Annotated in this window: 23 protein-coding genes; 1 reads left to right on the top strand and 22 read right to left on the bottom strand. The window is 44.2% G+C overall.

Going from position 1 to position 20,240, the window contains the following annotated elements; translation table 11 throughout:
• Nucleotides 1-245: 245 nt before the first annotated feature.
• Nucleotides 246-1,145, top strand: a complete 900-nt coding sequence (locus GXP75_RS13630; RefSeq protein WP_061572928.1) for a DUF1002 domain-containing protein — start codon at nt 246-248, stop codon at nt 1,143-1,145.
• A 31-nt stretch (nt 1,146-1,176) separates the two neighbouring features.
• Here GXP75_RS13630 and lysA read toward each other — a convergent pair whose 3' ends face one another.
• The 22 genes from lysA to aspA form a co-directional block, all read right to left on the bottom strand.
• Nucleotides 1,177-2,496 carry a diaminopimelate decarboxylase gene (gene lysA, locus GXP75_RS13625; RefSeq protein ID WP_106044207.1) on the bottom strand — a complete coding sequence of 440 codons (1,320 nt, stop codon included), beginning with the start codon at nt 2,494-2,496 and terminating at the stop codon, nt 1,177-1,179.
• 122 nt (nt 2,497-2,618) lie between these two features.
• Nucleotides 2,619-4,100: a spore germination protein gene (locus tag GXP75_RS13620; protein WP_106033497.1), complete on the bottom strand. Its 1,482-nt coding sequence runs from the start codon at nt 4,098-4,100 to the stop codon at nt 2,619-2,621.
• Entirely contained in the window at nt 4,072-4,662 is a 591-nt protein-coding gene (spoVAEA, locus tag GXP75_RS13615) for a stage V sporulation protein SpoVABEA (RefSeq protein WP_150223242.1), read from the bottom strand. Before spoVAEA ends, GXP75_RS13620 begins: the two co-directional genes overlap by 29 nt.
• Before the next feature lie 7 nt (nt 4,663-4,669).
• Entirely contained in the window at nt 4,670-5,020 is a 351-nt protein-coding gene (gene spoVAE, locus GXP75_RS13610) for a stage V sporulation protein AE (protein WP_003325579.1), read from the bottom strand.
• A complete protein-coding gene (gene spoVAD, locus GXP75_RS13605; RefSeq protein ID WP_003325578.1) occupies nt 5,020-6,036 on the bottom strand; it encodes a stage V sporulation protein AD in 1,017 nt (338 codons plus the stop codon). Before spoVAD ends, spoVAE begins: the two co-directional genes overlap by 1 nt.
• Before the next feature lie 12 nt (nt 6,037-6,048).
• A complete protein-coding gene (gene spoVAC / locus GXP75_RS13600; RefSeq protein WP_061572924.1) occupies nt 6,049-6,501 on the bottom strand; it encodes a stage V sporulation protein AC in 453 nt (150 codons plus the stop codon).
• Nucleotides 6,502-6,513: 12 nt separating this feature from the next.
• The gene (locus GXP75_RS13595) at nt 6,514-6,939 is read right to left on the bottom strand and encodes a stage V sporulation protein AB (RefSeq protein WP_061572923.1); all 426 of its coding nucleotides are present in this window, start codon (nt 6,937-6,939) and stop codon (nt 6,514-6,516) included.
• Complete coding sequence (locus tag GXP75_RS13590) at nt 6,929-7,549, bottom strand: stage V sporulation protein AA (protein ID WP_061572922.1); 621 nt, start codon at nt 7,547-7,549, stop codon at nt 6,929-6,931. Before GXP75_RS13590 ends, GXP75_RS13595 begins: the two co-directional genes overlap by 11 nt.
• Nucleotides 7,550-7,681: 132 nt before the next feature.
• The gene (gene sigF, locus GXP75_RS13585) at nt 7,682-8,449 is read right to left on the bottom strand and encodes an RNA polymerase sporulation sigma factor SigF (RefSeq protein WP_003325574.1); all 768 of its coding nucleotides are present in this window, start codon (nt 8,447-8,449) and stop codon (nt 7,682-7,684) included.
• Nucleotides 8,450-8,460: 11 nt separating this feature from the next.
• Nucleotides 8,461-8,901, bottom strand: coding sequence for an anti-sigma F factor (gene spoIIAB / locus GXP75_RS13580; protein ID WP_003325573.1), 441 nt, complete (start codon nt 8,899-8,901; stop codon nt 8,461-8,463).
• Nucleotides 8,898-9,251 (bottom strand): anti-sigma F factor antagonist, encoded by a 354-nt coding sequence (gene spoIIAA / locus GXP75_RS13575; protein ID WP_061572920.1) that lies wholly within the window; start codon nt 9,249-9,251, stop codon nt 8,898-8,900. Before spoIIAA ends, spoIIAB begins: the two co-directional genes overlap by 4 nt.
• A gap of 94 nt (nt 9,252-9,345) precedes the next feature.
• Nucleotides 9,346-10,515 carry a D-alanyl-D-alanine carboxypeptidase family protein gene (locus GXP75_RS13570; protein ID WP_061572919.1) on the bottom strand — a complete coding sequence of 390 codons (1,170 nt, stop codon included), beginning with the start codon at nt 10,513-10,515 and terminating at the stop codon, nt 9,346-9,348.
• A 140-nt stretch (nt 10,516-10,655) separates the two neighbouring features.
• The gene (locus GXP75_RS13565; RefSeq protein WP_242557019.1) at nt 10,656-11,471 is read right to left on the bottom strand and encodes a purine nucleoside phosphorylase I, inosine and guanosine-specific; all 816 of its coding nucleotides are present in this window, start codon (nt 11,469-11,471) and stop codon (nt 10,656-10,658) included.
• 12 nt (nt 11,472-11,483) lie between these two features.
• Nucleotides 11,484-12,668, bottom strand: coding sequence for a phosphopentomutase (deoB, locus tag GXP75_RS13560; protein ID WP_106044205.1), 1,185 nt, complete (start codon nt 12,666-12,668; stop codon nt 11,484-11,486).
• Nucleotides 12,669-12,829: 161 nt separating this feature from the next.
• On the bottom strand, nt 12,830-13,720 hold the full coding sequence (gene xerD, locus GXP75_RS13555; RefSeq protein WP_003325568.1) for a site-specific tyrosine recombinase XerD: 891 nt from the start codon (nt 13,718-13,720) through the stop codon (nt 12,830-12,832).
• A 6-nt stretch (nt 13,721-13,726) separates the two neighbouring features.
• The gene (locus tag GXP75_RS13550; protein WP_242557018.1) at nt 13,727-13,954 is read right to left on the bottom strand and encodes a YqzK family protein; all 228 of its coding nucleotides are present in this window, start codon (nt 13,952-13,954) and stop codon (nt 13,727-13,729) included.
• A 120-nt stretch (nt 13,955-14,074) separates the two neighbouring features.
• Entirely contained in the window at nt 14,075-14,524 is a 450-nt protein-coding gene (fur, locus tag GXP75_RS13545; protein WP_003325565.1) for a ferric iron uptake transcriptional regulator, read from the bottom strand.
• Between the two features lie 128 nt (nt 14,525-14,652).
• The gene (gene spoIIM, locus GXP75_RS13540) at nt 14,653-15,294 is read right to left on the bottom strand and encodes a stage II sporulation protein M (protein ID WP_106044204.1); all 642 of its coding nucleotides are present in this window, start codon (nt 15,292-15,294) and stop codon (nt 14,653-14,655) included.
• A 176-nt stretch (nt 15,295-15,470) separates the two neighbouring features.
• Nucleotides 15,471-15,680, bottom strand: a complete 210-nt coding sequence (locus GXP75_RS13535) for a hypothetical protein (protein ID WP_242557017.1) — start codon at nt 15,678-15,680, stop codon at nt 15,471-15,473.
• A 211-nt stretch (nt 15,681-15,891) separates the two neighbouring features.
• Nucleotides 15,892-17,211 (bottom strand): NAD-dependent malic enzyme, encoded by a 1,320-nt coding sequence (locus GXP75_RS13530; RefSeq protein WP_214918638.1) that lies wholly within the window; start codon nt 17,209-17,211, stop codon nt 15,892-15,894.
• A gap of 17 nt (nt 17,212-17,228) precedes the next feature.
• Entirely contained in the window at nt 17,229-18,635 is a 1,407-nt protein-coding gene (gene nhaC, locus GXP75_RS13525) for a Na+/H+ antiporter NhaC (protein ID WP_061572914.1), read from the bottom strand.
• A 144-nt stretch (nt 18,636-18,779) separates the two neighbouring features.
• Entirely contained in the window at nt 18,780-20,210 is a 1,431-nt protein-coding gene (gene aspA / locus GXP75_RS13520) for an aspartate ammonia-lyase (protein WP_003325560.1), read from the bottom strand.
• Nucleotides 20,211-20,240: the final 30 nt, after the last annotated feature.

The following is a 20,240-nucleotide window of genomic DNA, read 5'->3' as shown; positions in this document are numbered from 1 at the left end:
TCTTTATTTTAAGATTTTTAAAGGAGATCTTTATGTATTTATTTGCTGCAAGTTCTCTCCTTTTCGCGGCTATTATACCATACCTCTCGACTGAAAACGAATCTATCGCCCATAATTGCAATAAAATGAAACTTGAATGTTATTTGAGCCGTCTATACTTTCGTAGCTGCATTTATTATAATGGATGCAGCTTCTCACAAAAGGAGATATTACGCCGTTTGTGAAATGAAGGAGGTCAAACTGCTTTGAAGAAAATTTGGATTGGAATGCTTGCAGCGTTTGTTTTGCTGCTGACGATTCCGAAAGTCAGTCTCGCCGATGCGGCGGTAGGAGATGTAATTGTCACGCTTGGAGCGGATTTATCAAATGAAAATCGGCAAAAAGTCCTTGATGAAATGAATGCTCCTGATAACGCGACAAAAGTAACCGTGACAAATAAAGAAGAGCACGAATACTTAGGAAAATATATACCAAGCGCGCAAATCGGCACAAGAGCGATTTCTTCATCTTCCATTACTATCGCGAAAAAAGGTTCCGGGTTAAACGTTGAGACGCACAATATCGATACAATTACGGATGAAATGTACTTAAACGCGCTTATGACAGCCGGTGTTAAGGATGCCAAAGTTTATGTAACGGCTCCTTTTGAAGTGTCTGGCACAGCCGCTTTAACCGGCCTGATTAAAGCTTATGAAGTCTCTTCTGATGAAGCAATTTCTGAGGATGTTAAACAAGTGGCAAATGAAGAGCTTGTAACGACGTCAGAACTTGGCAATGATATTGGTGATAAGAATGCTTCTGCCCTTATCGCAAAAATAAAAGAAGATTTCGCTAAAAACGGCGTACCCGATAATAAAGCTGACATCGAAAAGAAAGTGGATGACGCGGCATCTGAATTGAACGTCACGCTGACAGATGCCCAGAAAAATCAATTGGTTTCCCTGTTTAATAAGATGAAAAATGTCAATATTGACTGGGGCCAGGTCGGCGATCAGCTTGATAAAGCAAAAGATAAAATCACAAAGTTCCTTGATTCAGATGAAGGAAAAGGTTTTATTCAGAAAGTGATTGATTTCTTTGTATCCATCTGGAATGCGATTGTCTCCATCTTCACCGGCGGCAGCGAGTCAAGCTCCAACGGATAAAGAAAAAAGCGCCGAAATTCCGGCGCTTTTTTTATTGCTTTACTTTCGTTTTAAAGGGCAAATCTAATTTGACAATGTCTTCATATGTTTCTCTTTTAATAACAAGATGGGCTTCCCCGTCTTCTACAAACACAACAGCGGGCCTTGGAATACGATTGTAATTGTTCGCCATGCTGTAGCCGTATGCGCCTGTACAAAATACCGCGAGAAGGTCGCCCGCTTTTACTTCAGGAAGATCAATGTCCCAGATCAGCATATCTCCGCTCTCACAGCATTTTCCTGCGATGGATACTGTTGTATTATGCTCTTCTTCAATCCGATTGGCTGAAATCGCTTCATACTTCGCCTGATAAAGCGCGGGGCGGATATTGTCGCTCATGCCTCCGTCAACCGCTGCGTACCGGCGGGTTCCGGGTACTTCTTTTTGTGCCCCTACTGTATAAAGTGTTGTTCCCGCGTCTCCTACAAGTGAACGTCCCGGTTCAATCCAGATTTCAGGAATGGAAAAAGAATACCGCTCAGCGTTTGCTTTTACAGCTTCGATAATTTTCTCCACGTATACTGTTGCCGGCAGCGGTTCATCCTCTTCTGTATAGCGGATTCCGAATCCGCCACCTAAATTCAGCACTTTCGAGATAAAGGAATATGATTCTCTCCATTCATCCAGTTTCGCGAAGATTTTTTCGGCGGCCAATACAAAACCGGCTGTGTCAAAAATCTGCGAACCGATATGGCAATGCACACCAAGCAAACGGATGTGGCCTGAAGGCAGAATCTGTTCAATCGCCCGTTCTGTCTGGCCATTATTCAGATCAAAACCGAATTTTGAATCTTCTTGGCCTGTCGTGATGTAATCATGCGTATGCGCTTCTACACCCGGGGTAATCCGGAGCAGAACATCAACAGTGTAACCAGACTCTTTGCACAGTTCTTCAATTAATGAGATTTCATAAAAATTGTCAACGACAATACAGCCGATATGATGCTCAAGAGCCATTTGCAGCTCTTCCCTGCTCTTATTGTTCCCGTGAAAATGAATGCGTTCCGCCGGAAATCCAGCCGAAATTGCGGTATACAGCTCTCCGCCGGAAACCACATCTAATGACAGCCCTTCCTCCTGCGCCAGCTGAATCATCGCGACTGAAGAAAATGCCTTGCTTGCATAAGCGACCTGCGCTTTTAACCCGGCAGCAGTAAACGCCTGTTGAAAGCTTTTAGCGCGCTCACGTATTAAAGCCACATCATATACATAAAGAGGAGTGCCGTAATTTTCCGCTAAATAAAGCGCGTCCACGCCTCCGATTTCCAAATGACCGTGCTGATTTTGTCTGCATGTCCCATGTAAAAACAATGTCATTCCCTCTTTCTGGTCCGCCTATGGGTGAAAAGGACCGTTTTGAAAGGCCCTTACCTAGTAGTTCTCATATAAGTTAAGACATACAATATCATAATCTTCAGTCGGTTTCAATGTGATTATGAATTGTCAGGCTGCCTTTCACGATTTTTAGGGTGGACGATGCTCGGCCGGACTTTTTCACCAGGGACAGCCGTGCGGACAAGCACCTGCCATAATGCCTTTCCGTTAAAAGGAATGAACGGCCATAAATACGGGGTTTGAAGGGATTTGATGTTTGCCATTGAAATAATGAGCAATGTCAATCCGATTACAAATCCTTTTACATGAAATAAAGCAACAAATACCAACAGCAATAGGCGGGCCATTTTGTTCGCCACGCTCAATTCATAGCTCGGTGTTGTAAAAGTGCCGATAGCGGCAAGCGAGACATACAAAATAACCTCCGATGAAAAGAGGCCGACGTCAATCGCAATCTGACCGATCAGGACTGCCGCGATCAGCCCCATGGCTGTAGACAAAGCGGTCGGAGTATGAATGGCTGCCATTCTGAGAAATTCAACACCTAAATCCGCTAAGAAAATTTGAAGGACAATCGGGATATGAGTATTTTTGTTTAATCCGATAAAATCAAGTCTATCAGGCAGAAGCCATGGATCGAGGACAAACAAGAACCAAAGCGGCAGCAATACGGTCGATGATAAAATGCCAAAAAATCTGACCCATCTGAGAAACGTGCCGACAGAGGGAGCTTGTCTGTATTCCTCGGCATGCTGTACATGGTGGAAAATGGTCGTAGGGGTAATAATAACGCTTGGTGACGTATCCACAATTACAATGACATGCCCTTCAAGTATATGATTGGCGGCTACATCTGGCCTTTCCGTATAACGGACAAGCGGAAATGGATTATAGCGCTGTTTCACCATAAATTCCTCTACTGTTTTATCAGCCATCGTTAAACCGTCAATCTCAATAGATTCAACTTCTTTTTCGACGATGCTGACCAAATCGGGGTCTGCAATATCCTCAATATAGCAAATGCTGATATCGGTTTTTGACCGTTCACCGACTTTTGTCATTTTAATACGAAGACGCTCATCCCTGATCCGTCTTCTGATCAAAGCCGTGTTGACGACGATATTTTCGACGAATCCGTCTCTGGCGCCCCGAACAACCTTCTCTGTATCAGGCTCTTCCGGCATCCGCCCGGGATAACTCCTTACATCAATGATAAATGCAAAACCCGCATCTTCAACAATAACGGCAATCAATCCAGATAAGACTTGATCTGTTGCTTCGTCCAATGTTTCAACTTTTTCTACCTGTGCATTCAGCAATCTGTTTTCCACTATGTTTATTAACTCATCTGAATCCTCTTTGCGATTATTAATGGCTAAAAGTTCTCTCATCAAATGAATAATATAAGCCGTATCACATAGTCCATTCAGATAATAAAGCTGAACTTCCCTGTCTAATATATTAAGTTTGCGGACACCGACATCATAGCTTGTCCCCATGCCGACCCTGTTTTTATAATACGCTTCATTTTTTGAAGGATCCCGGTATACTCTAATTTTCTCTTTCGATTTGTCCGCCATGATACCCGCTCCTTTCTAAAATATACTCGACAGCCTTCATGGTAATCGGCGATCCTTTGCTGATATCGTCTTTTCTGCCCATTTTTCCTATATCGCCGATACCGACAATAAGCGGGACATCGAGTTTATCAAGACAATATACGGTGTCTCCGCTCATTCTGTGCTCATCAAATTCCCTCATCCCGATTTTATCCACTCCAAATTCGGTTAATTCTCCATCCCGGTCAATACTTACATCGACTTTTGTCCACTCAGCCTGATGGGTCTTAGACGCAACCGCTATGACACCGAGCACTTCTATTGAGGGATGCGAGGCAACATATTTCAGAGCGGTTTCCCCCGGTCCTTCTCCTTGCAGACCGGAGTCATCAAACATGACAAACACCGGGTCATTCTGGGCCGAATGAATCATTTTCACAAGTTCCGCCCCGCTCCTGACCGAAGGATTGCCCTTTGATTGCGAAATGCAGCGCCCTCCCACTTGCGCGGCTGCATATTCGATGGTTTTAGCAGCATAGATATCCCCGTCAGTAACAAGTATGACCTTCCGTTTTGTCGTCATGTCGGCATTATCCTTTCGGTTTGAAAATAACGGCTACAAGAAAAGCGAATAAAATGGCGGCTGAGATTCCCGCAGATGTCAGTTCGAAAATCCCCATTCCGATGCCGATAAAGCCGTGTACATGCGCCTGATGCATAGCGCCATGCAGAAGGCTGTGGCCAAAGCTGACGATAGGAACAGTAGCGCCCCCTCCTGCAAATTCGATAAATTTATCGTAAATTCCAAATCCGTCCAATATAGCGCCGGCTACAACAAAGGATGTCATCACGTGAGCCGGCGTTAATTTGAAAACATCTAATAAGATCTGGCCGATAATGCAGATTGCGCCTCCGCACACAAAAGCAAGAAGATAGTCCATTAAGATGCACCTCCTGCACGCTCAAATACAACACCATGGGCAATCGTCGGGATAGATTCTTTTTGCTGTATCATCGTAGGACTTAACAGCGCACCGGTTGCTACGACCAAAACCCGGTTGAGTTCTCCCGCTTTTAGCTGATTAAAAATGTAGGTGTACGTGACTACAGCGGAGCAAGCGCAACCGCTTCCACCCGCAAACACCTGCTGGTCCGGCGTATAAATGAGAAGCCCGCAATCATCATGTTTTGTCCCAAGAGAAAACCCCTCTTCTTTTAACAAATCTTTAACAATAGGCGAACCGACGCCTGAGAGGTCGCCTGTCAAAATAAGATCATAATCATCAGCAGTCCGGTTCATATCCTTCAAGTGCTGTTTGATCGTGTCGGCCGCGGCAGGTGCCATAGCCGACCCCATATCAAACGGATCGGTAATGCCAAGGTCGCTTACTTTTCCGACGGTGGCACTTGTGATTTGAATCTCACTCGGCGTCTGGCTGATAACTACAGCCCCGCTTCCTGTAACTGTCGAAGTTGCCGTATCCGGTTTTTGGCCGCCGTACTCCGTAGGATACCGGAATTGCCGTTCTGCGGTTGCATTATGGCTGCTTGTCGCCGCAATCGCTCTGTTCGCAAACCCTCCATCAATCAGTGCAGATGCAACAGCGACAGTTTCCATGGATGTTGAGCACGCTCCAAACATACAAAGGAACGGGATTTTCAGATGTCTCGCCACATAATTCGCCGTAACATTCTGATTGAGGAGATCTCCTGCGAGAAACAGGTCGATATCGTCTTTTTGCAAATTGTTTTTTTGCAAAGCAGAGCTGACTGCATCCTCCATTAACTGCCGTTCTGCCATTTCCCAGTTTTTTTGATTACAATGCATTTCATCATAGGTTTTATCAAATAAAGATCCAAGCGGGCCGTCTTTTTCCTTAGGCCCCACTGCCGTTCCTTCTGAATTCACAAATATGGGATGTTCAAACACCCAGGTTTGCTTTCCAGTTAATTTCATTTCCTTCTCCTCCTATGAAAACATTCTTTCAAAAGCAAACCGAATCATTCCGACAATATAAGCTGCCACAACCCCAAACACAATGACGTTTCCAGCGAGTTTAAACATGTTTGTCGCAACACCCAGCACAAGCCCTTCGCTTCTGTGTTCAAGCGCGGCGCTTGCCATACTGTTGGCGAAGCCTGTGACCGGAACAGCAGATCCCGCTCCGGCAAACTGTCCGATTCTATCATAAATGCCAAAGCCGGTAAGTAAGGCGGAAAGTAAGATCAATGTTGCCGCAGTCGGATTACCCGCGGTTTTTTCATTAAAATCAAAAAAATGGATGTAGAAATTCTGCAAGGCTTGACCAATCATGCAAATCAAACCGCCGACTAGAAAGGCTTTTACGCAGTTCCATATGTACGGCGGCTTCGGCTGATAGGTTTTAACTTTTGATTTGTAATTTTCCTTTAAATTAGACATGAAGGAACCTCCTTAAAAATGATGGATAAAATACAGCCAATGAAACAAAGATCCCGCTATTTTGCCAAATACTATGGCCATGATAAGAATGATGATTTTGCTGCCGAGGCCGATTCGTTTTGCTAAAATAGGCAAAACGTTTAACACTTCTGTCAGGGCGGCCGCAAGCATACCGATAAATACACCGGCAAGCAGCCCGACCGGGACCGCAAGCCATTTAGACAAAAAGAGATGATTCATGTGAAGCGTTTCCCAGCCTCCGTAAACAGCGCCTAATATAACAGCACCTTCATAGGCCTGAATAAATCGCATGGTTTTGGTCAGCTGCATGAGTCGCGGAATAATCCCCATAACGGTGAGAAATGCGACAAACCCAGCCCCTACTGTTAAGCCGCCCCCAAGCCCGACAAACATAACGAACAAAACACTAACGATCATGTAAATCCTTTGTCGTTTCTTGATTTTCATTCATCGCCACATATTCATCGAGATCAAGCTGATAATTAAACATCTCAACTTCAAGCGGGCTTGGCTCTTCATTAAGGCGCTTTTTAAAAACATGATTAAAAAAGATGATCATGCCCAAACCAAGACCAATGCTGTACGGGATTTGAAGAAGATACGGATATTCATTATGCTCTCCGGTAATCATTTCATATAACGCAATATGAACATCTCTCATACTTACATCTTCATGAAAATTCATAATCGCAAGACAAGACCCGATGAACAGAAGCATCCAAACGCCAATAAAGAGAACGCCGGATAATCGCCTTTTTTTATATTGAATCTCGACAATGGTCTCCGCTCCTCCAACCGTTTGGACATCAAGCGTCGGATCAGCTTTATGGATGGCTTTCAGCACTTTTATGATATCCAGGATCACGATGTTTTTATCTTTTTTGCTCACCTGATAAAGAGGCAAGGCTGACAGCCGCTTTTTCAGCTGGTGCTGTCCTTCAATTTGTGCGGCATGTCCGACTGTGATGATGTCACCCGGGTGTGCCAGCACCCGGTGGCGGAGTCTGATAAATACGCGTCGTTCCATCATGGGTCACCATCTTTCGGGTGGTTATATATGTAGTATGTGGTTCGATTGTTTTATCATTCATCCGCACCGAAAGACCATAAATTACCACTAATCTCTTTTCAACATAAAAAAGCTAGCCTTATGAAAAGGCTAGCTTTCTGTATGGTCCATCTGAACTTTAATCTGCTTTAAGATTTTCTTTTCAAGCCTTGATACTTGCACTTGCGATATCCCAAGCCGTTCAGCAACCTCTGATTGGGTTTGGTCTTTATAGTACCTGAGATAAACGATGAGCTTTTCCCGTTCTTCCAAATCACTGATCGCTTCTTTAAGCGCGATTTTATCAAACCACTTTTCTTCCGAGTGATCGGCGATTTGATCGAGCAGCGTGATGGGATCTCCATCGTTTTCATACACTGTTTCATGAATGGATGATGGGGCGCGCACGGCTTCTTGAGCGAGTACGACATCCTCCGCATCAATCTCCAAGTGCTCCGCGATCTCTTGAACGGTCGGCACTCTTCCGTATGTTTTAGACAGTTCATCTTTCGCACGCCGAATTTTATTTCCGAGCTCTTTTAAAGATCTAGACACTTTTACGGTTCCGTCATCTCTGATAAAACGTTGAATTTCACCGATGATCATGGGCACGGCATATGTGGAAAAACGGACATCATACGATAAATCGAATTTATCAACTGATTTTAATAACCCGATACATCCGATTTGAAAAAGGTCATCAGGCTCATAGCCTCTGTTTAAAAATCGCTGAACAACTGACCATACAAGACGCATGTTTTTTTCTATGAGGAGGTCTCTTGCCTGCTGGTCGCCGTCTTGGCTTCTTTTGATTAAATCCTTGACTTCGTGGTCCTTCAGCTGCGCGTTTTTACTGTTTTTCTTAACCTCCACATCCATAACAAATCTCCTTAATTACAAAGCGCTTTGCTTTTTGATAAGTGCTTTGTTAAGCGTATCGTCGTCCCCATTTCAGGTGATGAATCAACACTGACATCGTCCATAAAGTTTTCCATAATCGTAAAGCCCATTCCTGAACGCTCAAGCTCAGGCTTTGTCGTAAATAACGGCTGGCGCGCTTCGTCGAGATCTGTAATACCGAGCCCTTCATCACGAATGGTTAAGTACACCACATGATCATCTAACGTTACCGAAATGTAGACTTTTCCGTTGCAATTTTCCTCGTAACCGTGAATGATCGCATTTGTCACCGCTTCTGATACCACGGTTTTAATTTCAGTCAATTCATCCATTGTCGGATCGAGCTGGGCTATAAATGAGGCGACTGTCACTCGGGCGAACGACTCGTTTTGGCTGAGGGCGGAAAATTCAATGTTCATTTCATTTTTCATGATGCCACCCCCAGTGTGAGCAGCGCCTTTTGTTCAGATTGTTCAAATCTGATAATTTTAAAAAGGCCTGACATATCAAACAGCCGTTTCACTGCAGGTGAGATCGCACAGACGACCATCTCCCCGCCTATCTGCTTGATTTGTTTGTATCTGCCTAAAATAACGCCAAGACCCGAGCTGTCCATAAAAGAAAGATCCTCTAGATTCAGCACAATATGACGGATGTCTTCAGCTTCCAATGACTTGGCGACCTTTTGTTTAAGGGACTCTGCCGTATGATGATCGAGCTCGCCTGTTAATCGAATACAAAGCACGGTTTCTTTGACATGGAAGTCAATTCCAAGGCTCATGCTCATTCCTCCTTGATTAATCGGATAATGAGTGTTTCGATTTTATCAGGGGCAATTCCTTCACCGTGACAAAACTAGTGGCGATTCGGCATAATTACTTAAATTTTGTCCAATCTCCCATTGTGCGCTTGAGGAATGTCAAAAATCCGGCTTTTTCCATATCGTCTTTAGCTGTAACCGGGCTTTCAGCCAACACTTCTCCATCTTTTTTCAGGATAAGTGTTCCAAGCACATCACCTTTTTTAATAGGAGCGGTGATCTGTTCTTTCATTTTAATTTCTTTTTTTACATGTTTGGTATCCTCGCCTTTTTTCGTTAAGAGCGAGATCGGTTCAGATGTAGCGAGATCGATCGTTTTCTGTTTGCCTTTTTTGACCTTTGCTTTGGCAACGGTTTCATTTCGTTTGTACATAGGGTGTGTTTCATATTGGCTGAAAGCATAATCAAGCATTTTCGTGACTTGCGCGTTCCGGTCCTTCGGTGTGCTCGCGCCGAAAACGACCGCGATCGCCCGCATATTTCCTTTTTTAGCAGAAGCGGTCAGGCAATATTTCGCTTCTCCTGTATAGCCGGTTTTTACACCGTCAACGCCCGGGTAAAATTTGATCAGCCTGTTTGTGTTGACGAGCCAAAACTTTTTATCTGTATCTTCCCGCAAGTAATCTTCATACGTTCCTGTAAATGCGGTGATTTTATCGTATTTCAATAGCTCTTTGGACATCATTGCCATGTCATACGCTGAGCTGTAATGTCCTTTTTCAGGCAATCCGGTCGGGTTTTTAAAGGTTGTATCTTTTAACCCAAGCTCCTTGGCTTTTTTGTTCATCTTCTGAACAAATTCCTCTTCAGAGCCAGATATATATTCTGCCATCGCAACGGAAGAATCGTTTCCTGAAGCAATGGCTATGCCTTTCAGCATTTCTTTTACGGTCATTTCTTCGCCGGGTTCAAGGAAAATTTGCGACCCTCCCATTGAAGCGGCGTATTCACTTGTTCTGACCTTATCGCTCATCTTGATCTTGCCTTTGTCTAACGCTTCCATAATTAAGAGCATCGTCATAATTTTGGTCATGCTTGCAGGCGCTAACCTTTCGTGGCTGTTCTTATTGTAAAGAACCTTGCCTGTGTCACGCTCAATCAGTACAGCAGACTTCGCTTCATGAGCAAGTTCTGATGTATGTTTTCCGTCTTTTTCGGCAAGAGCGGACGGTGTTAGGGTAAGCAAAATAATACCAATCAATAAAGTGGATATCAGACGTTTCATCTCCAAAGCCCTCCATTTCATAATCTCTTTTATTTTTTCCAAGAGACATGGTTTTATACACCATGAATGGAAAATCATTCACAATCAGAACATAAAAAAGACAGCTGCTTCATTTGAAACAGCTGTCTTACTTATTGAACTTATTTATATTTTGCGATAACCGCTTTTACGAGCTGTAAAAATCCGGCTTTCACCTTTTCTGTCACTTCCATTACTTCATCATGCGACAATGGCTGGTCCAGTATTCCGGCAGCTGCGTTGGAGATGCAGGAAATGCCGAGGACCCGGAGCCCCGCATGTTTAGCCACAATCACCTCTGGAACTGTTGACATGCCGACAGCATCTGAACCAATCGTTCTTAAAAAGCGCACTTCCGCAGGTGTTTCGTAGGAAGGCCCGGTCACAGCCGTGTATACGCCTTTTTGAACGGGAATCTGAAGCTCTTGCGCCACTTTTTCAGCCAGTTGTGAAAGGTCTTTGTCATAAGCAGATGACATATCGGGAAATCTGACGCCAAAGTTAACTTCATTCGGCCCGATTAGAGGGTTTGTACCCATGAAGTTAATATGATCTGTAATAATCATTAAATCTCCCGCGCGGAATGCTGTATTAATGCCTCCGGCCGCATTGGTCACGATGAGCGCTTCCACTCCGAGCTCCTTCATGACACGTACCGGGAAGGTCACTTTATCCATTGAATATCCTTCGTAAAAATGGAAGCGGCCCTGCATCGCAACAACCGAAACGCCTTCAAGGGTTCCGAACACAAGCTGTCCGGCGTGCCCTTCAACTGTGGAAACCGGAAAATCTGGTATGTCCTCATATTTTAGTTTGACAGCCCCCTCAATTTCGTCGGCCAAAATGCCAAGGCCGGATCCTAAAATCAGACCGATCTTAGGAGATTGCGGAGCATGTTGTTTAATAAAAGCGGCAGCTTGTTCAATCTTTTGTTTCAAGAAGACGTCCCCCTACTGTAATAATGATAAAAAGCTTTTTCCGTATTTCGGTTTTTTCGTGTGAAAATTATCGGCAATTGTTGCGCCGATATCGGCAAATGTATCTGCTAGCGGCAGCTTTTGCGCTTTTTGATGCTTTTTGCTGTATACAAGCAGCGGCACATATTCCCGCGTATGATCTGTTCCGTGATGAACCGGATCATTCCCGTGGTCTGCTGTGATGATCAGCACATCGTCTTCTTTCATTTTTTCAAAAACTTCAGGAAGACGGGCGTCAAACTCTTCCAAAGCGCGTCCGTAGCCTTCAGGGTCGCGGCGGTGTCCGTACAAAGCATCAAAGTCAACAAGGTTCGCAAAGCTGATTCCGGTGAATTCTTCGTCAAGTGTTTCAATCACCTTGTCCATGCCATCCATATTAGACACTGTTCTTCTGGATGAAGTAATTCCTTCGCCATCATAAATATCAGAAATTTTACCGATGGAGATCACATCTAACCCGCTGTCTTTCAGTTCGTTCATAACAGTTCGCTCAAACGGTTTAAGCGCATAGTCATGGCGGTTTGGCGTGCGTTTAAAGTTTCCGGGTTCGCCGACAAACGGTCTAGCGATAATCCGGCCGACCATGTATTTTGGATCAAGCGTCAGCTCTCTTGCCGTTTCACAAATGCTGTACAGTTCATCCAGCGGCACAACCTCTTCATGGGCGGCAATTTGCAGCACAGAGTCCGCTGAAGTATAGACAATAAGCGCGCCGGTTTCAACATGCTCTTTGCCGAGCTCATCTAAAATTTCAGTGCCGGACGCCGGCTTGTTTCCAATGATTTTGCGTCCTGATCTCTTTTCAAGCTCCTGAATCAATTCATCAGGAAAGCCTTCCGGAAAAACTTTAAACGGTTTATCAATGTAAAGGCCCATAATTTCCCAATGTCCTGTCATTGTATCTTTGCCGTTTGAAGCTTCTTTCATCTTCCCGTAATACGCAAGCGGACTCTCCGTTTTTTCAACGCCTTGAATGTCGCCGATTAGACCGAGCCCGAGGTTTGCCATATGAGGCATATGTAAGCCATCCATGTGCTCGGCAATATGTCCGAGCGTATTTGCTCCTTTATCATCAAAATCGGCGGCATCCGGAGCTTCGCCGATTCCGACAGAATCCATTACGATTAAAAACACACGATTATAATTGTATGCAGGCATCATAAAGCCTCCTTTTTTTCTATACGTCCATTGTATCGTTTAGAGGTCTGACAACTCAAGTATAAACCGTTTACATTCCCATTTGCAATGCAAAGCAAAATAGTGAGAAACTTTATTATTTTCAGTTTCCCTTAAAGGAAAAAGCCGCAGTCATCCTGCGGCTAGGCGCGCGGATGATACTGCTTGTACACATCCTTCAGCCTCGTTTTTGTTACATGCGTATAAATCTGGGTTGTGGAGATATCCGCATGCCCAAGCATCTCCTGCACCGCTCTTAGGTCTGCTCCGTTTTCCAGCAAATGAGTTGCAAAGGAGTGTCTGAGGGTATGCGGTGTCAGTTCTTTTTTTATTCCGGCTTCCAGCGCGATTTTTTTAAGGTTTTTCCAAAATCCCTGACGGCTGATTTGTTTACCGTGATGATTCAGAAAAAGAGCATCTGACACATTTTTCTTCAGCAGTTTTCCACGCGCTTTTGCCAAATATTCTTCAATGGCGTGCGCCGCGGTTTCGCCAATCGGCACGATCCGCTCTTTTCTCCCTTTTCCGAAACAGCGGACAAATCCCATTGACAGATGCACATCCGAAGTCTTCAAATCAATCATTTCGCTGACCCGTATTCCCGTGGCATACAGCAGTTCAAGCATCGCTTTGTCCCGATAGCCGAACGGACTGGTCAGCTTTGGCGTGTCCAGCAGCAGTTCAACTTCTTTCAGCGACAGGACCTTCGGCAGCGTCCGCTCTGTTTTCTGTGTTTCTATATGTACGGAAGGGTCTTTGTCCGTCACCTTTTCTCTAAGAAGGAATTGATGAAAAGAACGAATGGATGCCAAGTGCCGTGCCGATGTCTTTCCGGACTTTCCTGAATCCTTCAAATGTTTTAAGTATTGAATAATATGAATCCGTGTCACTTCATTCCAAGAAGTGACCTGAAGGGTTTCCGTTAAAAATAGAGAATAGCTTTTCAAGTCACGCTCATATGACATCATCGTATTTTGAGAAAGCCCTCTTTCAACCATTACATAGTGGATGAAATCCTTCAATTGATCCTTCACACAGATCTACTCCCCGTTTTGGTAAAAAAACATTAACCGGCCGAGCCACCCGTCTGTCTCTTTGTCTTCCATTCCAATGACTTTCATAGCGGAGCCTTCCGGTTTATCATACCGATGATAGTTTTCATACTCTGAATTCACCCATATCATAGCATAATAGAACAAAGCGGTAAAACCGGTAAATAGAATAAAGACCTTTACAGTATCCGCTGCTGCTTTAAAGAATCTTGACATGTCCCAATCGACCCTTTCTCTGTTGATCCCATTAGTTAACCATATGCCAAATCAGAAAGGGTTTATACATTCAAACAGCAAAAAACCCTTTCTTCAGGAGAAAAGGTTCAGCAATGTTCTTTATTTTGTTTCGTTTCCGTGACAGCGATGGCAGATGCCGTGAAATGTCAATCTATGATCTTTAATTTTAAAATTCCAATCACGTTCAATCACTTCTTCTACGTCTCCAAGCAAATCTTCTTCAATTTCGTCCACGGCTCCGCACTCCATGCACACCAGATGGTGGTGAAAGTGAGCTGCCCCTTCTTTGCGAAGGTCGTAACGGGATACGCCGTCTCCGAAGTTAATTTTATCAACGACTTTTAATTCTGTTAATAATTCAAGCGTACGGTACACTGTTGCGAGACCAATCTCAGGAGATTTCTCTTTTACGAGGAGGTATACATCTTCTGCGCTTAAATGGTCTTCTTCGTTTTCAAGCAGCACCCTGACTGTAGCTTCACGCTGTGGCGTAAGCTTGTAGCTGGATGAGTGCAGCTGCTTCTTAATTCGATCGATACGGTTTTCCATGTCTTTCCCTCCTACGCCGCATTCCATGACTCATTATAACAAAATACGCGCGGAGTTCCAACTATAATTATTATAAACTGATAAATAAAATGATTTTCTTTTAATAATTATTTCAAAAAATCTCCCCTTTAAAAGTAAGCCGCCAGTTTTTCCATGAGCAAAGGAGAGACAAAGGCTTCGAAAACAGAAGACAAAAGCGACAATATCAAAATGAGAATGAATACGAGGGCATACCTTCCAAACCATTGAATCGGCGCCTCATTGATACTCCGTTTGACAAACAGCTGCCTGATCAGCCTTAATGAAAAAGCGATCGCAACTGTTCCCATGATGATATAAGCCGGAATCAGCAGCACATTTTGCGGCAATACGGCAATGAAAGACAAGAAAAAGCCGTTCATCCCCATTTGATTCACGAGGAATCCCACTGTAAAGCCGACCACAATCCCTTTCAAAAATATCATAATAAAAATGACCGGCATTCCGATGACCGAAATCCCCAAAATCCACATCAGGCCTAAGTATTTTACATTATGGAAGACGCTTTGCCAAAACATGTCCGAGGCACTCGCCTGTTTTCCGTCCGAAAGCTGTCCAAAAAACCGGCTTAAGTAATAATACAGATCCTCTTTTTGAGTCATTGTCATGCTGTTGACAATAATCGCCCCGAATATGACTCCAATGAGAAATAAAACAAAGACAAATACGTAAATAGACAGATGATCCTTCACGTGCCGCAGAAAGATTTCCTTGTAAGATGTTTTTCGCATGTTTTTCCTCCCACGCTCTATTGATTTGATTTAATAGATTGTATGAAAGAAAAGAGAAAACATGCCTGTTACCTTTTATAAAAATCATAAAAGAAGCGATGCGCCCATGATTTTTTTAATAGATTCGCATCAGAAATGCCGTCAGAACCTCCTTGCGGGGGCGTGCACCAGACACGTTACGCACATAAAAAATCCTTATGATTGTCTAAATAACGATCATAAGGATTCCTTCCTTTATGCCTGCTTCTTTCAAGCCTGTCTTTTTTACTTTTTGTTTTCCTAACATGTGTGCTGAAGGATGGGGCCAGCCCTCTTGACAATGGGGCGTCCCGTCCGCCGTTTCTAAGCAGATGCGCCCGTTTTTTCTTCACGTTGCTTTTTGACATGCCGATCACTCTCCTTATATGTTTGCTCTATTATACACAGGTTTAGGCATGTTTGACATTAGAAATCAGCAGATTTTTGTCTGGACCGGCCTCTTCTCTTATGTATAACGTTCATGCTTTGTTCTGTAAGCGCGGGGGAAGTTAGAAGCGGCGCAGCTGCCGATAGATAAAAAAACAGCGCCATTTTTACTTGGCGCTGTTTCACTTAAACTTACAAACTATTGCGTACTGCAACATGTTCAACCGCTGCAGATACCGCCGCATGAACTCTCTGATCAAGAGGCTGCGGCACTACGTCCCCATGTTTCGTACAAGCAGCGATGGCTTCTGCCGCCGCAACCAGCATGTCATGGTTGATGACCTTGCTTTTTGCATTAAGCGCCCCTCGGAAAATACCCGGAAAGCCCAGTACATTATTAACAGAACGGCCGTCAGCTGCATAGGCGGCTCCTGCCTGTAATGCTTCCTCAGGCTCGATTTCCGGTTTAGGGTTTGATAAGGCTAAAATAACCTGTCCGGGCCGTACAAATTCTTTTTTGATTAACCCCGGCACGCCTGTTGTGGCAATAATGATATCGCATGTTTCCATCAATTCTTCAATGTTGGCTGCTGTTTTTCCGCCGTATTGCTGAAGGCGGTTCATTGCATCCTCTGATTTATCTGTCCCGAAAACGTCTTTGACACCGTATGCCATAAACATCCTGCAAATGGCGACGCCAGCCGCTCCAAGACCGATTTGTCCCACTTTCGCTTCCTTCAGATCCACACCCGCGCTTTTACATGCGGAGATTGCCGCGGCCAAAGTAACGACAGCCGTCCCGTGCTGATCATCGTGCATAACAGGGATATTCAACTCTTCTTTCAGGCGGTCTTCTATTTCAAAGCAATGCGGTGATCCGATATCTTCAAGCAAAATACCGTTAAACCCCGGTGAAATGTGTTTAACCGTATTGATGATTTCCTCAGGATCTGTTGTATCCAGTAAAATTGGAATACCGCTGATATCAGCAAGCTGGTCAAACAGCGCGGCTTTTCCTTCCATCACGGGCATACCCGCAACCGAACCGATGTTTCCGAGGCCGAGAATCGCCGTTCCGTCTGTAACAATAGCGACTGAGTTGCTGATGGTCGTATAAATATCGGCTTTCTCAGGTTCTTTCTCAATCAGCCTGCACACATCTGCAACGCCCGGTGTATACACACGTCCAAGCTCTGCCAATGATCGAATCGGCATTTTGCTTTTCATTTGAATTTTGCCGCCTTCATGGGCGGAGAGCACTTCATCTGATACCGTGTGAAGCCTGATTCCTTCCCCCAGTGCCTCAATGGCATTAATAACCTCTTGAAGCTGTTCTTCATTCTCTGCCTGTACGGTAATGTTCCGCATTGTATAATTGGGTCCGACCTTTACTGTCTCAACCTCACCGATATCTCCGCCCAAAAGACCGATGGCAGTTGCCACTTTTCCTAGATTCCCCGGAACGGTAGGTGTTTCTATCATTAGTGTCCGAATCATATGTTTAGTAATCATTCACTATCGCCTCTCCCTTATACTACTTCTTCAGTTTGAGCAGATTTGTTTTTGGTATACCAAATGAATTTTCCTGTATAGCCGTAAATAATTGCGAGTCCTATTGAAACGAAGCTCAGCCACATAAAAGGCAAGTAAGAAAAAGTAGAAACGCCGAGAATACCAGCCATATAGATTCCGTTATCAGACCAAGGCACCATTCCAGATGTCAATGTGCCGCCTACCTCTGCGTTTCGGGATAAAACTCTTCGGTCAATGTTTAGTTTGTCATAACTGTCTTCCATAATTTTCGGTGTCAAAATCAATGACACGTACATCGCACAGCCTAATATATTTCCCAAAAACGCGACGATTAGAGTGGTTAAGGTGACATTTCCCGCTGAAGTCAATTTCTTTTCAAACAAAGATACAATGACCCGCAATACGCCGAGCTTTTCCAACAATCCGCCGAAGCCGAGACCGAATAGGATGACGACGAGCGTGTCCAGCATTCCCGTAATACCACCGCGATTCAGGATCCCATCTATAAAATTCATGCCAGTGTCAATGTGAAATCCGTTGTAGGCTGTTCCAATGGCTTCTGCAAAGTTCATCCCTTGGAATACGGAAGCCCAGATGGCCCCGAGTAAAGCCCCGACCACTATCACAGGCATTGAAGGTTTTTTCAGTGCTAGTAATACAACAACGATAACAGCCGGTATCAGCATCCAAATCTGAATATCGAAGTTTTGGTGTAATGCGGACTTTAAAGAATCGACTTTCTTTAAATCTACATTTTTTCCGCCATAGATAAACCCAGTAATCGTAAATAAAATAGCCGTAATAATATAAGCCGGTATGGCTAAAACCATCATAGCCCGAACATGCTTGAGTACATCCACTTTTGAAAGCGAGGATGCAAGCACAGTGCTGTCAGACAGCGGTGACAGCTTGTCTCCAAAGTAAGCTCCGGATAAGACAGCGCCGGCTACGAGCGGCAGCGGCATACCGAGACCTTCCCCTATGGCAATCATGGCAATTCCGGCTGTTCCGACAGTTCCCCATGAAGTACCTGTTGCTACTGACATAATCGAACAAATAATTAAAGTTGCTAATAAAAAGATACTCGGATGAATAAATTCCAGACCGTAGTAAATCAGGGTAGGCACAACGCCGCCCGCAATCCACGTTCCGATTAAGGCGCCTACAGATACAAGAATCAGGACAGCTTCAAGGCCGTTTGATATTCCGTTAATAATAGATTTTTGCAAATCTTGAAATGTGTGGCCAAGCCGAATTCCAATTATGATGACTAAAAACCAGGAAATGAAAAGCGCCAATTGTATCGATAAGTCTAAAAAAACTGTAAAAGACAATACAAGCGCGAGGAATCCCCCTAATATAATGATAATTTCAAATAATGTTGGCAATCTTACATCCTTCATTCTACATCCCCCTTAAAGAAAAAAGCTAAAACGCTTACAATAAATAGTGCAACAAAGTATACTATACTGCCTCATCCCAAAGCATGCAACATTTAGTTCACCCGGCCGGAGCCGAATGAACTAAATGTTCATTTCTTCCAAACTTTATTGTCTGTCAAAGAGCTCTTTTCCCGCTATTCCCGGTTTAGTCATCTCATACGGGTTTAAAATGATATCCAATTCTTCCTCTGTTAAGACATCATATTGTAAGCAAAGGTCACGGACCGATTTACCGGACATAATCGCTTCTCTCGCAATTCTGGCCGCCGCTTCATATCCAAGATGCGGGTTAACCGCTGTAATAACTCCGGCGCTTTTCTCTACATATTCCTGCAAGCGTTTTTCATTTGCTTCAATGCCTGTCAGACAATAGTCAGTAAATGAGCGGAATCCATTGTTCATCACGCTGATTGACTGCAGGAGGTTAAATACGAGCACAGGCTCCATCACGTTCAGCTCAAGCTGGCCGGCTTCGGAAGCCAAGCAGATCGTATGGTCGTTTCCGATTACCTGGAAGGCGATCTGGTTGATGAGCTCCGCCATAACCGGGTTCACTTTTCCCGGCATGATGGATGATCCCGGCTGACGTGCAGGAAGGGAAATTTCCGCAAGTCCGGCGCGCGGCCCAGATGCCATCAAACGAAGATCGTTGGCTATTTTGGACATATTCATCATACAAACTTTTAACGCCGCTGATACTTCTGTGTATGCGTCAGTATTTTGTGTCGCATCAACAAGATGATCAGCGCCGACTAACGGCAGACCGCTGATATCAGCCAGATGTTTAACGACCTGCTCAATGTAGCGCGGGTCCGCATTAAGGCCTGTTCCTACAGCAGTTGCGCCCATATTTACTTCATACAGATGCTGCCGTGATTGTTTAATTCTTTTTATATCCCGCTCCAGCACGCGGCTGTAAGCTTCAAATTCTTGTCCTAAACGAATCGGAACTGCGTCTTGAAGATGCGTCCGCCCCATTTTAATAACTGAGTCAAAGTCCTGCGCTTTTTTCTTAAACACCTTATGCATATTTTCCATCGTACCCAGAAGTTTTTCGAGCAGCTTCAAAGTGGAAATATGAATCGCTGTCGGAAAGACATCGTTTGTTGATTGTGACATGTTGACGTGTGTATTCGGGCTGAGATGAATATACTCGCCTTTGTTATGCCCCATCAGTTCAAGCGCCCGGTTTCCGATCACTTCATTTGCATTCATGTTCATGGATGTGCCGGCGCCGCCTTGAATCGGATCGACGATAAACTGGTCATGCCATTTGCCTTCCAAAATTTCGTCTGCTGCTTGGACAATCGCATTTCCAATTCCTTCATACAGGCGTTTTACGTCCATATTGGCAAGCGCAGCCGCTTTTTTAACGATTGCTAACGCATTGATCATTTCCTCATGGATTTTATAGCCTGTAATTGGGAAATTCTCTGCTGCACGAAGTGTTTGGATACCGTAGTATACATCTGCTTCGATATTTTTTTCTCCAAGAAAATCTTTTTCCTGACGATATTCTTTTTGGCCGTTTAACATGATTTAAAACCTACTTTCTCTGTGGTAATT

This window comes from Bacillus sp. HU-1818 (assembly GCF_022695965.1).
Taxonomy (GTDB): domain Bacteria; phylum Bacillota; class Bacilli; order Bacillales; family Bacillaceae; genus Bacillus; species Bacillus atrophaeus.
This window is presented reverse-complemented; position numbering and strand designations above follow the sequence as displayed.

Coding starts and splice junctions, on each gene's coding strand:
- GXP75_RS13620 (WP_106033497.1), bottom strand. CDS start 4,100: ATGGCGGACAAATCGAAAGAGAAAATTAGAGTATACCGGGATCCTTCA.
- spoVAEA (WP_150223242.1), bottom strand. CDS start 4,662: ATGACGACAAAACGGAAGGTCATACTTGTTACTGACGGGGATATCTAT.
- spoVAE (WP_003325579.1), bottom strand. CDS start 5,020: ATGGACTATCTTCTTGCTTTTGTGTGCGGAGGCGCAATCTGCATTATC.
- spoVAD (WP_003325578.1), bottom strand. CDS start 6,036: ATGAAATTAACTGGAAAGCAAACCTGGGTGTTTGAACATCCCATATTT.
- spoVAC (WP_061572924.1), bottom strand. CDS start 6,501: ATGTCTAATTTAAAGGAAAATTACAAATCAAAAGTTAAAACCTATCAG.
- GXP75_RS13595 (WP_061572923.1), bottom strand. CDS start 6,939: ATGATCGTTAGTGTTTTGTTCGTTATGTTTGTCGGGCTTGGGGGCGGC.
- GXP75_RS13590 (WP_061572922.1), bottom strand. CDS start 7,549: ATGGAACGACGCGTATTTATCAGACTCCGCCACCGGGTGCTGGCACAC.
- sigF (WP_003325574.1), bottom strand. CDS start 8,449: ATGGATGTGGAGGTTAAGAAAAACAGTAAAAACGCGCAGCTGAAGGAC.
- spoIIAB (WP_003325573.1), bottom strand. CDS start 8,901: ATGAAAAATGAAATGAACATTGAATTTTCCGCCCTCAGCCAAAACGAG.
- spoIIAA (WP_061572920.1), bottom strand. CDS start 9,251: ATGAGCCTTGGAATTGACTTCCATGTCAAAGAAACCGTGCTTTGTATT.
- GXP75_RS13570 (WP_061572919.1), bottom strand. CDS start 10,515: ATGAAACGTCTGATATCCACTTTATTGATTGGTATTATTTTGCTTACC.
- deoB (WP_106044205.1), bottom strand. CDS start 12,668: ATGCCTGCATACAATTATAATCGTGTGTTTTTAATCGTAATGGATTCT.
- GXP75_RS13550 (WP_242557018.1), bottom strand. CDS start 13,954: ATGTCAAGATTCTTTAAAGCAGCAGCGGATACTGTAAAGGTCTTTATT.
- fur (WP_003325565.1), bottom strand. CDS start 14,524: ATGGAAAACCGTATCGATCGAATTAAGAAGCAGCTGCACTCATCCAGC.
- spoIIM (WP_106044204.1), bottom strand. CDS start 15,294: ATGCGAAAAACATCTTACAAGGAAATCTTTCTGCGGCACGTGAAGGAT.
- GXP75_RS13535 (WP_242557017.1), bottom strand. CDS start 15,680: ATGTCAAAAAGCAACGTGAAGAAAAAACGGGCGCATCTGCTTAGAAAC.
- GXP75_RS13530 (WP_214918638.1), bottom strand. CDS start 17,211: ATGATTACTAAACATATGATTCGGACACTAATGATAGAAACACCTACC.
- nhaC (WP_061572914.1), bottom strand. CDS start 18,635: ATGAAGGATGTAAGATTGCCAACATTATTTGAAATTATCATTATATTA.
- aspA (WP_003325560.1), bottom strand. CDS start 20,210: ATGTTAAACGGCCAAAAAGAATATCGTCAGGAAAAAGATTTTCTTGGA.